Source organism: Rhodocaloribacter litoris (assembly GCF_011682235.2).
In the GTDB taxonomy this organism is placed as follows: Bacteria; Bacteroidota; Rhodothermia; order Rhodothermales; family ISCAR-4553; genus Rhodocaloribacter; species Rhodocaloribacter litoris.
In genome coordinates, this window is the sequence record NZ_CP076718.1 from 1,404,806 (window position 1) to 1,419,111 (window position 14,306).

12 protein-coding genes and 2 pseudogenes are annotated in these 14,306 nt (G+C 60.7%); 10 read left to right on the forward strand and 4 right to left on the reverse strand.

What is annotated here, in order from left to right:
- Positions 1–3: 3 nt before the first annotated feature.
- The gene (locus GQ464_RS05820) at positions 4–288 is read right to left on the reverse strand and encodes a hypothetical protein (protein ID WP_166980668.1); all 285 of its coding nucleotides are present in this window, start codon (positions 286–288) and stop codon (positions 4–6) included.
- Positions 289–514: 226 nt separating this feature from the next.
- Here GQ464_RS05820 and GQ464_RS05825 point away from each other — a divergent pair, with 226 nt between their 5' ends.
- A complete protein-coding gene (locus GQ464_RS05825) occupies positions 515–727 on the forward strand; it encodes a hypothetical protein (RefSeq protein ID WP_228350646.1) in 213 nt (70 codons plus the stop codon).
- Between the two features lie 142 nt (positions 728–869).
- On the opposite strand, the gene leuS is transcribed toward GQ464_RS05825, so the two are convergent.
- Entirely contained in the window at positions 870–3,620 is a 2,751-nt protein-coding gene (gene leuS / locus GQ464_RS05830; RefSeq protein ID WP_166980666.1) for a leucine--tRNA ligase, read from the reverse strand.
- A gap of 322 nt (positions 3,621–3,942) precedes the next feature.
- On the opposite strand from leuS, the gene GQ464_RS05835 reads away from it, so the two are divergent.
- The 6 genes and pseudogenes from GQ464_RS05835 to GQ464_RS05860 all read left to right on the forward strand — a co-directional run bounded on the left by GQ464_RS05835 (position 3,943) and on the right by GQ464_RS05860 (position 7,450).
- Positions 3,943–4,362, forward strand: a complete 420-nt coding sequence (locus tag GQ464_RS05835; RefSeq protein WP_166980664.1) for a CoA-binding protein — start codon at positions 3,943–3,945, stop codon at positions 4,360–4,362.
- Positions 4,363–4,610: 248 nt separating this feature from the next.
- A pseudogene (locus tag GQ464_RS05840) lies at positions 4,611–4,904 on the forward strand (PLP-dependent transferase); the annotation flags it as partial.
- 87 nt (positions 4,905–4,991) lie between these two features.
- On the forward strand, positions 4,992–5,906 hold the full coding sequence (locus tag GQ464_RS05845; protein ID WP_228350528.1) for a transposase: 915 nt from the start codon (positions 4,992–4,994) through the stop codon (positions 5,904–5,906).
- Positions 5,902–6,744, forward strand: a pseudogene (locus GQ464_RS05850) (trans-sulfuration enzyme family protein); the annotation flags it as partial. The gene GQ464_RS05845 and the pseudogene GQ464_RS05850, both read left to right, overlap by 5 nt.
- Positions 6,745–6,909: 165 nt before the next feature.
- On the forward strand, positions 6,910–7,140 hold the full coding sequence (locus tag GQ464_RS05855; RefSeq protein ID WP_166977930.1) for an addiction module antitoxin: 231 nt from the start codon (positions 6,910–6,912) through the stop codon (positions 7,138–7,140).
- A complete protein-coding gene (locus GQ464_RS05860; RefSeq protein WP_166977932.1) occupies positions 7,127–7,450 on the forward strand; it encodes a type II toxin-antitoxin system PemK/MazF family toxin in 324 nt (107 codons plus the stop codon). Before GQ464_RS05855 ends, GQ464_RS05860 begins: the two co-directional genes overlap by 14 nt.
- 106 nt (positions 7,451–7,556) lie before the next feature.
- On the opposite strand, the gene GQ464_RS05865 is transcribed toward GQ464_RS05860, so the two are convergent.
- On the reverse strand, positions 7,557–7,796 hold the full coding sequence (locus GQ464_RS05865) for a phage integrase N-terminal SAM-like domain-containing protein (protein ID WP_166977934.1): 240 nt from the start codon (positions 7,794–7,796) through the stop codon (positions 7,557–7,559).
- 202 nt (positions 7,797–7,998) lie between these two features.
- Between GQ464_RS05865 and GQ464_RS05870 the strand changes: the two genes are divergently transcribed.
- Positions 7,999–8,604: a hypothetical protein gene (locus GQ464_RS05870; RefSeq protein ID WP_166977936.1), complete on the forward strand. Its 606-nt coding sequence runs from the start codon at positions 7,999–8,001 to the stop codon at positions 8,602–8,604.
- Between the two features lie 1,640 nt (positions 8,605–10,244).
- Here GQ464_RS05870 and GQ464_RS05875 read toward each other — a convergent pair.
- Positions 10,245–10,535: a hypothetical protein gene (locus tag GQ464_RS05875; RefSeq protein ID WP_228350648.1), complete on the reverse strand. Its 291-nt coding sequence runs from the start codon at positions 10,533–10,535 to the stop codon at positions 10,245–10,247.
- A gap of 21 nt (positions 10,536–10,556) precedes the next feature.
- Here GQ464_RS05875 and GQ464_RS05880 point away from each other — a divergent pair, with 21 nt between their 5' ends.
- Entirely contained in the window at positions 10,557–11,741 is a 1,185-nt protein-coding gene (locus GQ464_RS05880) for a T9SS type A sorting domain-containing protein (RefSeq protein ID WP_166977940.1), read from the forward strand.
- Positions 11,742–11,972: 231 nt separating this feature from the next.
- Positions 11,973–14,213 carry a S8 family peptidase gene (locus GQ464_RS05885; protein ID WP_166977942.1) on the forward strand — a complete coding sequence of 747 codons (2,241 nt, stop codon included), beginning with the start codon at positions 11,973–11,975 and terminating at the stop codon, positions 14,211–14,213.
- The last annotated feature ends 93 nt before the right edge of the window (positions 14,214–14,306 follow it).

The window sequence follows — 14,306 nt, forward strand, 5'->3', positions numbered from 1 at the left end:
GCTTCACACCACGGCCGGCGTCTTCGTCGTCTCCCAGACGCCTTCGGCCACCAGCCGGGCCAGCTCGCGCTTGGGCCAGAACTTGTACCGGATCTCGGGCGGGTAGGTCACGGGCCGGCCGTCTTCCGCCAGCCATTCGAAATAGACGTTGACCGAATCCTCGAACAGGATGCCGAGCACACACCCCTTGCCGCAGGCGAAGTACTTGTAGGAGGCCGGGGTGCGCTCCCGGGTATGCAGGCAGAGGTGCACCGGGCAGGCTTTTCTGAATTCGTCGAACGTGTTCATCCGGGTCGCCGGGGGGCGCAGGCTATTTAGACCGGGTCCAGATTATCTCGCCCAACGCACAGCCGGCCCGAAGGTTTGTGAAGACCCGTTCAAATTTAGACCGGTTACAAATCTCCGCGCCGGCGAATCCTTCGGCGCCTTGCCCGGTAGGAAGTTCAGAGTGAAAGGCCGCAAAGGCCGTTTTTCCAGGACACCGGCTTCCTTTCATCATACAGGAGGTAGCACCATGAACATGTCCGTGCAACCCATGTGCCTGGCCTGCCAGCATCTGGACCGCATGCAGGCCGACAAGCGCGTGTGCAAGGCGTTTCCGGAGGGTATCCCGGAAGACATCTGGATGAACCGCCACGACCACCACCAGCCCTATCCCGGTGACCAGGGCATCCGGTTCATGCTGGCTCCGATCCCGGAGAAGGAACCCGCCCGGCAACACGCCTGACCCGTTTCGCCCCGCCGCACCCCGTTCCCGCGCGCCGGCCTCCGTCCCCGGAACCGGCGCGCTGCTTTTATGAGGGCGCCGGCGCAATGCCGTGCCGGCCGCTTTCGAAAGTCATCTCGGACACGGTACGCCTTTCGTCGCCCTAGCCGACGACGAAGTTGACGATCCGGCCGGGCACGTAGATCTCGCGGCGGATGGTTTTGCCGTCGAGGTGGCGGGCGACGTTCTGATGGGCCCGGGCGGTTGCGAGCACGGCGGCTTTGTCCGCGTCGGCCGGCACGGCGATGGTCGCCCGCACCTTGCCGTTGACCTGCACCGCGACCTCGACGGTCTCCTCGCGGAGGTAGCGTGCATCGGCCTCGGGCCAGGGCGCGTAGGCCAGCGTTTCGGTGTGACCCAGCCGCTGCCAGAGCTCCTCGGCCAGGTGGGGTGCCATGGGCGCCAGCAACAGCACGAACGGCTCGGCCACGGCCCGCGGCACGGCCTCCAGGGACACGAGCGCGTTGTTGAGCTCGATCAGCGCGGCGATGGCCGTGTTGAAGCTCATCCGCTCCATGTCGTCGGTGACGCGGGCGATGGTACGGTGCAGGGCCCGCAGGAGGTCCTCCGACGGCGCCGCGTCGGTGACGCGCAGCGCCCCGGTGCGCTCGTCGACGAAGTTGCGCCAGACGCGCTTGAGGAAGCGGTGCACCCCCACGATGTCGCGCGTGTTCCACGGCTTCGACGCCTCCAGCGGCCCCAGGTACATCTCATAGAGCCGGAGCGTATCGCACCCGTACTGCTCGTTGATCTCGTCCGGGCTGACGGCGTTCTTGAGGCTCTTGCCCATCTTGCCGTACTCCTGCGTGACGGGCTCGCCCTGGTAGAAGAACCGGCGGCCGGGCTGGTCCTGCACTTCGGTGGCCGGGCGGCCGTCCTGGTCGACGACCTCGTCGGCGGGCACGGCCACGCCCCGCGCATCGCGGTAGGCGTAGGCCTGGATGTAGCCCTGGTTGAAGAGCTTGCCGAAGGGCTCGGGGGTGGAGACATGCCCCAGATCGTAGAGCACCTTGTGCCAGAAACGGGCGTAGAGCAGGTGCAGCACGGCGTGCTCGGCCCCGCCCACGTAGAGGTCCACCCCCATCGGGTGCATCCAGTACCGCTCCAGCTCGGGATCGACGAAACGCTCGTCGTTCTTGTTGTCGATGAAGCGGAGGTAGTACCAGCACGAGCCCGCCCACTGCGGCATGGTGTTGTACTCGCGCTCGTAGCGGACGCCGTCGATCTCGACGAAGCGCCAGGATTCGGGCGCGCGGCTGAGCGGGGGGCGCGGCGGCGCGTCGGGGTCGTCGCTGGCGGCCGGGCGGAAGTCGTCCATCTCGGGGAGCGTCACCGGCAGGTCCTTCTCGTCGACGGGCACCACGCGGCCGTCCGGGGCATAGAGGATGGGGAACGGCTCGCCCCAGTAGCGCTGCCGGGAGAAGAGCCAGTCGCGCAGCTTGTAGGTGACGGTGGCCCGGCCGTAGCCCGTCTCTTCGAGCCACGCGATGATCTTCCGCTTGGCCTCGGCCACGGACAGGCCGTCGAGGAAGCCGCTGTTGACGGCCGGGCCGTCGCCCGTATAGGCTTTGCCTTCGAAGCCCTCGGGCGGCTGTACGGTGCGGATGATGGGCAGGTCGAAGACCTCGGCGAACTCCCAGTCGCGCTCGTCCTGGCCGGGCACGGCCATGATGGCGCCGGTGCCGTAGCCCATCAGCACGTAGTCGGCGATGAAGACGGGGATGCGCCGGCCCGTGGCCGGGTTGACGGCCCAGGCGCCGGTGAACACGCCCGTCTTCTCCCGCGACTCGATCTGGCGCTCCACGTCGGACTTGGCCTCGGCCTGGCGGCGGTACGCCTCCACGGCTTCCTTCGGCGTGGCGGCACCGCCCGTCCACGCCGGCTTCGTCCCCTCGGGCCAGGCCCCGGGCACCAGCGCATCGACGAGCGGGTGCTCGGGCGCCAGCACCATGTACGTGGCGCCGAAGATGGTGTCCGGGCGCGTGGTGAAGACGCGGATCCGCTCCTCCCGCCCGTCGACGGGGAAGTCGATCTCGGCCCCCTCGCTACGACCGATCCAGTTGCGCTGCATGAGCTTGATGGGCTCGGGCCAGTCGACCAGGTCGAGGTCCTTCTCCAGCCGGTCGGCGTAGGCGGTGATGCGCATCATCCACTGGCGCAGGGGGCGCTTGTAGACGGGGTAGTTGCCGCGCTCGCTCCGCCCCTCGTTCGTCACCTCCTCGTTGGCCAGCACCGTGCCGAGCGCCGGGCACCAGTTCACCGGCACCTCGGCGATGTAGGCCAGGCGATACTGTTGCAGGATGTCTTCCTGCTCCTTCGGCGTGCGCCGGTCCCATTCGGGATCCTCCTTGCGCAGCTTCTCGATCAGGTGGCTGATGGGCCGGGCCTTCTGCGCCTCCTCGTCGAAGTAGCTGTTGAAGATCTGGAGGAAGATCCACTGGGTCCACTTGTAGTAGCCGGGGTCGGTGGTGGCCAGCACGCGGTCCCAGTCGTAGCTCAGGCCGATGGACTTGAGCTGCCGCAGCATGTTGGCGATGTTGCGCTCGGTGGTGATGCGCGGGTGCACGCCGTGTTCGACGGCGTACTGCTCGGCAGGCAGCCCGAAGGCGTCGAAACCCATCGGGTGGAGGACGTTGAAGCCGCGCATCCGCCTGTAACGGGCCACGATGTCCGTGGCGATGTAGCCGAGCGGGTGCCCCACGTGCAGCCCCACCCCGCTCGGGTAGGGGAACATGTCGAGCACGTAGAACTTGCGCTTCGCGGGGTCCACCTCGCGCGGCGTGCGGAAGGTCCTGTTGTCCTCCCAGTACCGCTGCCACTTCTTCTCGATGGCGCGAAAATCGTATCCAGCCATGGCGGTCTTCTTTCCGGAACGGCGGGAACCGTCCCGCTTCCTCAACGGAACGTAACCCGTACTGCGTACGTCGCAGGGCGTATTTCGTGCCGCGTGCGGCTCAGGCCCCACGCCCTACGCACCCTGTCAACGCAAACGGTTGTACGAGCCGGTCAAGATAGGGATTTGCCCTGTTCTGCTCACACCCGGCGCCGTGCAGATTCTATAAAACGCACCGGGTTGCGTCCATACGCCGCCGCCGGTTTGCAGGTTCGCGCAACCCGAAAGGCCGGCGAGGGTTCAAGCCCCCGCCCCTTTCGCTTGCCTCTGGCCGGTCCTTCCCATGATCGATCTGCAACAGACGCTCGCCACGGCCCGCACCATCGCGGTCGTGGGCTGCTCCGCCGACCCGCGCCGCACCAGCCACCGCATCGCCCGCTACCTCCAGCGCGCCGGGTACCGCATCCTTCCCGTCAACCCGAATTACGAGGAAGTCCTCGGCGAGCCCTGCTACCCCGACCTCCAGCACATCCCGAAGGAGACGCAGCTCGACATCGTCAACATCTTCCGCCGTTCCGCCCACACGGCGGACATGGTGCGGCAGGTCGTACAATGGCAGGCCGAGACGGGCCAGACACCGGTGGTGTGGACCCAGCTCGGCGTCTCCAGCCCCGAGGCCGAGCGCCTGGCCGCCGGGGCCGGCCTGCCCTACGTCCGCAACCGCTGCATCGCCGTAGAGCACCGGCGCCTGGTGGACGGCTGAACGGCGATGCAGGCGCGGTCGTCCCCAGCAGAGGCCACCAGCCGCACCTCGGCCAGAAAACGCAGGTTTTTGCGCACGTTCACCGAGAAGCAAGTGCTTGACTGTACGATGTTTTGCCGATAGATTAGACCGGTGATACAAGGCCATGGGGCGCGTTGTAACATGGCTCCTGGCAGGTTAATAACAGATTAGCCTGTTATGTAAGTTCAATCACACCACCCGCACGTAGAGAGGGATGAAACAGCATAATGGAGAGGTCTTCATTTAGAATCAAAGTGGAATCGTGGCTTGTCTCAGCAGGTCGTTCGTCCGAATCCGGTGCTCCCCTGAACGTACCACTCATTCCTGCTTCTAACTTCATCCTGGGCAGCGGACGTGAATACGCCCGTGATGACGGCACGCCGACATGGGAAGCGTTGGAAGAAATCATCGGTGGGCTTGAAGGTGGCAAAGCCGTGGCCTTCGCCTCCGGCATGGCTGCGATTGCCGCCGTGTTTGATCAGCTTCCGGTCGGTGCTGTTGTGGTAATACCGGATGATTGTTAATGCGAATTAAGAGTTGACACCATGGTGTCCTGAGCGTTTAGAAGGAGATGACCCCTCACCTCCAACCAAACGCCCGAGGACCCCATGGACTGGCAATATACGCTCATTCATCTGTTCCTCCACGTCTGTGAGCAGTATCAGCGCCGCCTCTGCGTCGTTGCCCAGCGCCTGAGCAACAACCACGCGCCGGCCTTCTCCGATGAAGAAGTCCTCACCGTCTACCTCTTCGGGCTCATGCAGCAGCGCCGCACGCTGACCGACATCTACGCCTACACCCGCGACCACCTGATGGCCTTCTTCCCCAAACTGCCCTCCTACGTCGCCTTCGTGCAGCGCCTCAACCGGCTGGCCGATGCCTTCCCCCTGCTGGTCGAAGCAGCCCTGGAGGCATGTCCGCGCCAGTCCTCTGGTGAGCGACCTGCAGAGCGCTCTGGTGAACCAACCGATTACATCATCGACTCTTTTCCGGTCGTGATGGCCCAGCAGAAGCGCTCGGCCTGGGCCAGGGTCGCTCCGCACATCGCCGGCAAAGGCTTCTGCGCCTCGAAGAACCTGTATTTCTACGGCGTCAAGGTACATGTCGTCGCACGGCGGCGTCCCGGCACGATGCCGCTGCCGCTCTACATCGGACTGGCTCCCGGCCCGGCCAATGACCTGACCGTGGCCCGACAGATCCTACCGCGCCTGCACGAGGGGCGTCTCTTTGCCGATAAGATCTACGCCGACCGTGAGCTAGGCGAGCGCCTGGCAGCCGAGCAGAACCTGCACCTGTGCACGCCGGTGAAGAAGCGCAAGGGGCAGACCGATGTGCTGCTGACCGAGAAGGTGTACTCGCGGCGGGTCAGTCAGCGCCGGCAGCCGATCGAGTCGCTGTTCAATTGGATCGAGCAGAAGACGGGCATCGAGGTGGCCTCGAAGGTGCGTTCGTTCGAGGGCCTCTTGGTGCACGTCTTCGGGCGGCTAGCCGCGGCGATGTGGATCCTCGCGTTCTACCCTTAATTCGCATTGTTATCAAGGGGTTGCCGGTCTGGTGGCCAGGGGTGCAGAACGTGGGCGTTGGCATGTGCAGCGCGTGGCCGTGGACGACACAGCTGGATGGATACAGGCGTGTGCCGTTGCGGATCTGATCTGGCTCGAATCGCCCTCAAACCCCCTGTTAACCGTCGCAGATCTGGAAGCCATCTGCGCAGCACCGCGCAAGCGTGGGGCCATCGTGGCCGTTGACAATACCTTTGCCACGCCTTTGAATCAGCAGCCGCTCGACCTGGGTGCTACCCTGTCAGTCCAATCAGCGACCAAGTTTATAGGGGGGCACTCCGACCTATTGGCAGGGGTTGTCACGACGAGATCGGATGCGCTCTGGCACGCGCTTAGGAAGTCTCGCGAGTTGAACGGCGCAACGCCAGGAACCCTCGAGGCCTTTCTCGCCATTCGTGGGGCGAGGACACTTGCGCTTCGCTTACAGCGGGCTCAGGAAACAGCCATGATACTTGCGGAACGCCTAGAGAAACACGCCCTCGTCGCTCGTGTCCGCTATCCGGGCTTACCGTCCCATCCGACACATGCGATTGCCAGGCGTGTGCTCAAGGGCTTTGGGACCATCATTTCATTCGATTTGCGGGGAGGAGCAGAAATGGCGGATGCTGTCTGCAAGAACCTCAGGCTCATTCGCCACGCCACCAGTCTGGGAGCCGTGGAATCGACAATCGAACGAAGAGCGGCCATCCCGGGACAGGAACACTTGCCCCCTTCACTCTTGCGCCTCAGCGTTGGTATTGAAGACCCGGACGACCTGTGGACTGATCTCGACTCGGCCATACGCGCTGCTGCACGTTGACTCTGGCGACAGTTATACGGCGACAGTTATACAATATCTAGAAGGCGATGTTGGATCCGGCCTAACGTCGCGTGCGGCTGACACTTACCATTAGGCCTCCTGTGGAACGCTTCTACCGTGTGCACATACGAAGCACGTGTACACTACGTGTAGTGGAGGTGCGACATGCAGAAGAAGCTGACCATTACTATTGACGAGCAGGTTTACGAGGGACTCTACCGCGTCGTCGGCTCCGGGCGCATCAGCCAATTCATTGAGAAACTGGTTCGCCCCCATGTGCTTCCTCATGAACTTGAAAACGCCTATGCTCAAATGGCGCAGGATGGTGAGCGCGAAGCAGAGGCGCTTGACTGGTCGGAAGCCCTGATTTCGGATACGGACGATGAGACGCGGTGAGATCTGGTGGGTTAACTTCGATCCGTCGGTTGGCGGCGGGATTCGAAAGAAGCGGCCGGCCATCATTGTGAGCAATGATGCCGCAAACAAGTTCTTGAATCGCGTTCAGGTTGTGCCGCTGACGTCGAATACGGGGCGACTCTATCCAAGTGAGGCGTATGTGACGGTTGGAAGTCGAACCAGCAAAGCGATGGCGGACCAACTGACGACAGCAAGCAAGCAACGTCTGCTGAGCAAGGTGGGGGAGGTCGCGCCTTCAGAGCTTGAAGCGGTGGAGCGTGCTATACGGATCCAACTCGATCTACACTAGGCGCGTGCGGGAAGGAGTCCTAACAACGCGTTCCGTCGGACGTCATGCGGGGCGACGTTTTCGCTCGCGAACGCATCGCCTGCGGCCCGCATGCCGCCGCTGACCGTTATTCGGCCCGGTTCCGCTCAGCAGCGTCCCCCGCGGAGGCCAGCAGCCGCAGTTCAGTCAGAAAACTCAGGTATTCGCGCACATGTGAAGCCCCGAGCTGTGCCGGATGACGCTTGCCGTGAAAGTAGATAAACCGTTTGATCCACTGGATACAGGCTCGTTCCGTGCTTATACTGTAGTGCCGGGTCCGGCAGACGGACCGAACCTGATCGAGCAACCGGGGCGAAGACGGGTTCATGGTGCTTCATGGCAATATGTGTAATATATATTGGTATTATATAGCCCGTGGCGGTATATTGTCAAGCAGGACCGAGAGGTAAGTGCTTGATTGTAGGATGCTTTGTCGATAGATTAGACCGGTGATACAAGGCCACGGGGCGCGTTGTAACACGGCCCATGGCGGGTTAATAATAGGTTAAGCATCAATAGAGACTGTCTAAGTGCCTGAACTCATCAAAGATATTCTCGCGCTAATAGTGACGCCGGCGGTGCTAGTTGCCCTAGGAGCCTACATGCTGCGGCAATTCTTTGAGCAAGCACTCAAACGCGATATCGAATCATATAAAGCAAACTTGAGCAAAGAGAACGATCTTGCAAAGGCCCGGCTAGAGACTGAACTAAAGGCGCAACTCTTCGAGCATCAGTCTCGATTCAGTCATCTTTCTCAGAAACAAGCCGAAGTAATTGGAGAGACGTTTAGCCTATTGGTAGATGCCGAAGAAGCCCTGAAGGTAATTGCCGAGGAGGAGGTGTATTCGGAGGGTTATAATGAAGCTGTTGAACGAGTTAAGGCGTTCACCACTTTCTCTTGCAAAAACGAGATCTACTTTTCGGATCCCATTATCGAGGGCGTTAAAAACATCCGAAAAGCGTTTTTTGGTAGTGTCAACCGGATGAACATTGGGAAGCAGGCCGGGGGGGAATGGGAGTTAGAGTGCATGCAAAAAGCTTTAGAAATTGCGTTTATTGAAATCCCGAAACTAAAAGCTGAATTGAGAGGTCTTTTTAGAACATATATTTCCGCCTCGAGGCCAGGGGATGCTTAGCCCCAGTTTGCAAGCGACAAAGGGCGTTTCGACATTTTCTGCGGTATTGCCCCGCGCCCAGGTTTTGCTTACCCTTACTGGAGAGCCAAGCAGCCTTTGCGCTTGAAACCTGACCGTTGGGCGGCCTCGATTGTCGCAACGACGCGACGGTAGGAATTGACACCAACCATCAAGCAAGAAAGGGGACCCAGTATGGCTGTAGCGATTAGTGCAGATGTTCCGGGTCAGACCAAGGAAGGATATGAGGAAACAATCCGGCTTCTTGGGGATGCCCTTAAGGGGGCTCCGGGCTTCATTATGCACTTCGGCCACCCGATTGAAGGCGGTTGGCGTGTCGTAGAAGTCTGGGAGTCGTCGAAAGATGCCGCGGACTGGTTCGCGAAGCATGTTCGCCCCAACCTGCCTCCTGACGTCAAGCCACAGCGCCACACCCATGAGCTCCACACACTCATCCGTAGGTGATTGAGCGAAAGCGAATTGGCGTGCCATCATCACAACGCCATCTTGGAGTGACGTCCGCCCAACAACCGGTTGCAGCGGACGGCGCGAAGCGCGCCGCCGCTGAACCGAAGCGTTATGCGCCTTTAAAAATCCTGAAGGCCATGAGCGTAGTTTCAACAGACAGGGATAGGCCTATGCGAATCGTTGGGTATGAGCCCCATAATGTGCGTACCTCACAAAGGTTTTCACCTTTAGTGACCCGGTTCTTGGTTATATTTTTCCTGGGGTCACTTTGCCTGGTCCCTTGTGCGGCCTCTCAAATACAACCCCTCCGCGGCGCGGAGCAAAAAGTCTTCTCTACTACTTCAGGCTGGAGTGACCAGTTCGCGCTGCCCGGCCCGAACTTTGACGTTACCGCGCTTACTTCCAATGAAGATGCCGTCTTTGTCGCTGGGGCGTTCTCTCATATCGGGAAACATCCTGTCCAGAGCCTGGCCCGCTGGGATCGTGCAACCCAGACCTGGGAAGAAATGGGCGGAGGGCTCAGCCTGGCAAACGGCGAGGGGCTCATCCAGGCACTTGCTGTCGGAGAAGCCGGGGAACTCTATGTCGCCGGGACCTTTGCTGAACCTGGGGGAGATTTTTTCTCAAAAGTGGCTGTTTGGAACGGCGAGTCCTGGCACGTACTCGGGGGATCGCTGGATCCCGGCTCCGTGTCTGACTTGCTCTTCCACAACGGCGTTTTGTACGCCAGTGGGGCTATCCCGGGCGCAAACGGGACGTTCGAGGGGGTAGTACAGTGGGACGGCAATGCCTGGCTTCCCCTGGGCGAAGGAACGAGCGGTACGGCGGCAAGCCTAGCCGTCGACGCGGAAGGGAGCATCTATGCGGGAGGCGCTTTCTTACCCGAGGAAAATGTTGTCTATGGGGTGGGACGCTGGGATGGAAGCGCCTGGTCTTTTCTCGATAGCCGGATCGAGGGCGGCATCCAACCCGGTCCACTCGTTTCCTCTTTGTCCATCTGGGGTGATCAACTCTATGTCGCCGGCCACTTTGACACCATAGGAGGTATCAACAGTAATAGCGTAGCCCGGTGGGATGGACAGGAATGGCATGCGCTAGAGATGTCTCAGTTCGTCTTTCTCCCTGAGATTGCTGTGCTCTCTTCGGGGCAGATCTACCTCGGAAGCGGATTTACATTATATGCATGGGATGGGCAGGCCTGGTCTGATCCCGGTCTCTCTCTTCCGTTTGAGATCCAGCTTCTGGAGCAAGACGGCGATGAGCTTTTCATCGGGGGCGTGAGTGTCTTCGGTGACCTTGTTCCTCCTGCCTCCGTGCACCTCTACCGGTATGACGGTAGCGAACTTAATGTTTTTCATACGGAAGGAGCCTACGGCATCACCGGTCAGATCCATGTTCTGGCTGCGGATGACGAATATGTCTATGCAGGCGGGGAATTCAATTTTGCCGGTCTGGTGCCCGGTCAAAACATAGCCCGCTGGGATGGGATGCAGTGGACCGCGCTGGGCGCCGGGCTCGACGATGCGGTGCTTGCCCTGACTCTCGATGCCACAGGCTCCCTTTACGCAGGCGGGCGCTTTACACGGTCCGGCGCCACGGAGGTCCACCATGTAGCCGTCTGGGATGGGGCACAGTGGCAACCCCTGGGCGGCGGCGTAGACGGACCCGTCAATGCGTTGCTCGTCGCCGGCGATGACCTCTACGTCGGCGGGTATTTCGACACCGCCACCGATGCCAATGGAACCGTACCCGTCCAAAACCTGGCCCGCTGGGATGGCACGCAGTGGCACGAAGTCGGGGGCGGGGTGGAAGGCAAAGTCAACAGCCTTACGCTCGGCGATGACGGCATCCTCTACGCCGGCGGCAGCTTCGAAGAACAGGGAGGGCTCCTCACGCGACATGGCGTCCGGGCCTGGGATGGGGTGCAGTGGACCCCGCTGGGGAACGATTTTGGGGGACCGGTCTGGACCGTCGCCTGGCATGGAGGCACGCTTTACGCCGGCGGCAACTTCATCGAATCGCTGGGGGATCCGGGCAACGGCATCGTGCGCTGGGATGGCCAGCGCTGGCAGGGGATGGGAGCAGGCACACAAGGTCCCAACGTCGATGTCGAAGCCATCGCCTTCAGCGATCGCGGTGATCTCTACGCCACCGGCTGGTTCGCCGGGGCCGGCGAAAGCTCCGCCCCCCTTGTGGCCCGCTGGGATGGCACGCAGTGGCACCCGCTCGACGGTGGACTTTATGGCACCTACGGGCTGGCTCTGGCCATCGAAGGGCGGGAGGTGTACGTAGGGGGCGCCTTTCTCTCAGCCGCAGCCCCGCTCTTCTCCGGCGGCATTCCGGCGGGAAACTTCGCCCGGTGGACGATGCCCATCGACCTTCCCATCGAAGAAGAGGGGCAGCCTCCCACTTCACTCGAACTACACCAGAACTACCCCAACCCCTTTAGCGGACGAACAACGATTTCCTACGTCTTGTCCCGTCCGTCCCGCGTCGAGCTGGTGGTCTACGACGTGTTAGGACGGGGGGTGGCGACGCTGGTGGATGCATGGCAGGCGGCGGGTAAGCACACCGTGGTCTTCGACGTGCGGCAGTTGCCCGGTGGGGTGTACTTCTGCCGGCTCTCGACGGACCATGGGGTCGAGACGCGTAGCATGACGGTGCTTCGCTAGCCGATGCTGGCCGGCGGGAGACGCGTACGGCGATTTCACATCGCCGATCATTTCGCTAACGAAACCGAAATGGAGCCTATGTAGCATCACGAGACCATGAAGAAGCCTCTGCGGCGTAATTCTTCGCAGGCAAGACCTCCGGCCAAGAGTCTCTTGCCAGGGAAAGACTGCCGGCAGAGGCTTCAAATACCCCCAAGGCACGATTCCATCAAACACCCAGGAGGCCAAACTATGACGCTGCAACGATCTCAAATGTTCACCTGCGCGCTGGCGCTTTGCGCCGGCTTCACCCTGGCGAGCCCCGATTTCTTGCTGGCTCAACTTCGAAAACTGGAAGAACCCAACCGGGTAACCCAGGCGGCCATCTACGTGGATGAAGCTGGTATCGAACACGCCACCGTCATCAATGTCCGCTTCACCGATCAAGTCTTCTTTTCAGACCAGAAAGCCAGTTTAACCAGAGCAGAACTGAACCCGCTTCACACCTCAGTCATCAATGCATTGTTCGACAGATTGGAACAGCGCTATGGTTCATTCGGCATCGAAAAGTTGTACCCCTGGGCGCGTTGGGGGGACAACCAGCGCATCAATAAACGTACCGGCAAGGTCGTTACGATTCCGGACTTCTCGCAAGTATATGTTCTCCGCTTTGCATCGCCGGTCCCCATCGACGAGGTGGCCGAGACACTCTCCAGGCACGATCTTGTATCCTATGCGGAAGGTCCCGAAGTGGGATATATGCTCGACCAATCATCCCTTGAGATACCGGATCTTTTTCAAGAAGCAGCCTTCGAAGCCGCGATGATTCCCTTCGTGGTTTCGCCAAACGATTATCAATACAATCGATTCTTGCAAACGGGCCTTGCCTCTGAGGGCCAATGGGGTCTCAGTCAGGTGAACGCGGAGGCAGCATGGGATATCTCGAAAGGGGACGGGATTACTATCGCGGTCACAGAAGACTGGAAGACCTCAAACTGTTTCACGACACCCCATCCTGACCTGAGCGGACGGCTCGACAACAGCGCCGTCAATAATTGCTTTCAAAATAGCTCCTCGACCTGGCACGGGACAGCCAGTGCCGGTATCGCCGGAGCGATTACGAACAATACCAATTGGAACGCCAGTCTGGGATGGAATGTCAGCTTGAAGGGATATACGTGGGGGTCAACAGGCATAACTGCTGCTGCCAATGACCCATCAGTAGACATCATTAATGCCAGTTGGAGAAGTGGCAATACCTGTAATTTAAAGATAGCAGTCCACACAGCCCTCTCTTCAGGCAAGCTCATCGTAGCCGGGAATGGAAACGGCCCTTCCACCGGCTTTAATCCGCCAGTTGTTACCTATCCTTCCGGATTTGACTTCCGCTCAGACCAATATTGTGGATCCACATTCCTACCGAGCCTGGGTGATACACAGGTGATGGCTGTTGCTGCTTCTGATACGCTCGATCTCCACCTGGACTACTGCGTTAATAATTACCCTGACTCCTGCCCGTATAACTACAGCCCTGGCACGGATCCGGTAAATAATCCGACACAAGCCTTCATGGATGTGGCGGCACCGGGTATTCTAACCTGGGTGCTTTATGTTAATGCCGATGGTAGCCCCAACGGGGTTAGACGTACAGGCACCTCCTTCGCCGCACCGATGGTCAGTGCCCTCGCCGCACTCATCCTGGCTACCGACAACACGCTGACGCCCCAACAACTCTACGAGGTGATCATCCGGGCCACTGATAAAGTCGGCCAACATACCTACTCCTATATCGGATTACTCGAACAATCGTGGAACCAGTACTTCGGCTACGGGCGCATCGATGCCTATCACGCGCTCCTGGTGGCCACGCAGAACCCGCTCCCGCTGATCGCCGGACCGTCCACGCTCGGGGTCTGGGAATACGGCACGTGGACCGCCGACCCGCAGTACGGCATCACCCCCTTCCAGTACGACTGGTACTACCGCTACTGTGGCGAGACGCCGTATGGGCCCACGCAGGGACCCGAGCCGGACTGCGAACCCTGGGTCTATGCCGGCAGCGGGGCGTCCCTGACGCGCAGAGACCTCGTAGACTTCGAGTTGAAGGTCGTCGTAACCGATGACAAGGGCAAGACGGGCGAGTCCACCAAATATGTATATGTGGGGGGAAGCGCTCCGTCAAAGCAAGCCACAGCCGAGGCGGCACCCCGGACCGCAGCGGCGATGCCGGTGGCGTACGCGCTGTTGCCGAATTACCCGAACCCGTTCAATCCCCAGACCGAGATTCGCTTTGCCCTACCGGAGGAAAGCGCCGTGGAGCTGGTGGTCTACGATGTGATGGGGCGGGAGGTGGCCCGCCTGGTGGATGGGGTGATGCCATCGGGTTATCACCGTGTCGGCTTCGACGCCGGGGATCTGCCTTCGGGGTTGTACGTGTATCGTCTGCGAGCAGGGGGCTTTGCAGAGGCGCGGCATATGGTGCTGGTGCGGTGAAGCGGCACATAACGCCTTTATGGCCTCCCTTTGTCAAGGGCAAAATCGTCCGTAGCCGAAAAAGGCAGCTGCTTCGGTTACCCTCTGGCTCTC

What these genes read in the sequence shown, in the direction of transcription:
- GQ464_RS05820 (WP_166980668.1), bottom strand. Translation starts at nt 288, where the DNA reads ATGAACACGTTCGACGAATTCAGAAAAGCCTGCCCGGTGCACCTCTGC.
- GQ464_RS05825 (WP_228350646.1), top strand. Translation starts at nt 515, where the DNA reads ATGAACATGTCCGTGCAACCCATGTGCCTGGCCTGCCAGCATCTGGAC.
- leuS (WP_166980666.1), bottom strand. Translation starts at nt 3,620, where the DNA reads ATGGCTGGATACGATTTTCGCGCCATCGAGAAGAAGTGGCAGCGGTAC.
- GQ464_RS05835 (WP_166980664.1), top strand. Translation starts at nt 3,943, where the DNA reads ATGATCGATCTGCAACAGACGCTCGCCACGGCCCGCACCATCGCGGTC.
- GQ464_RS05845 (WP_228350528.1), top strand. Translation starts at nt 4,992, where the DNA reads ATGGACTGGCAATATACGCTCATTCATCTGTTCCTCCACGTCTGTGAG.
- GQ464_RS05855 (WP_166977930.1), top strand. Translation starts at nt 6,910, where the DNA reads ATGCAGAAGAAGCTGACCATTACTATTGACGAGCAGGTTTACGAGGGA.
- GQ464_RS05860 (WP_166977932.1), top strand. Translation starts at nt 7,127, where the DNA reads ATGAGACGCGGTGAGATCTGGTGGGTTAACTTCGATCCGTCGGTTGGC.
- GQ464_RS05865 (WP_166977934.1), bottom strand. Translation starts at nt 7,796, where the DNA reads ATGAACCCGTCTTCGCCCCGGTTGCTCGATCAGGTTCGGTCCGTCTGC.
- GQ464_RS05880 (WP_166977940.1), top strand. Translation starts at nt 10,557, where the DNA reads ATGCAGTGGACCGCGCTGGGCGCCGGGCTCGACGATGCGGTGCTTGCC.
- GQ464_RS05885 (WP_166977942.1), top strand. Translation starts at nt 11,973, where the DNA reads ATGACGCTGCAACGATCTCAAATGTTCACCTGCGCGCTGGCGCTTTGC.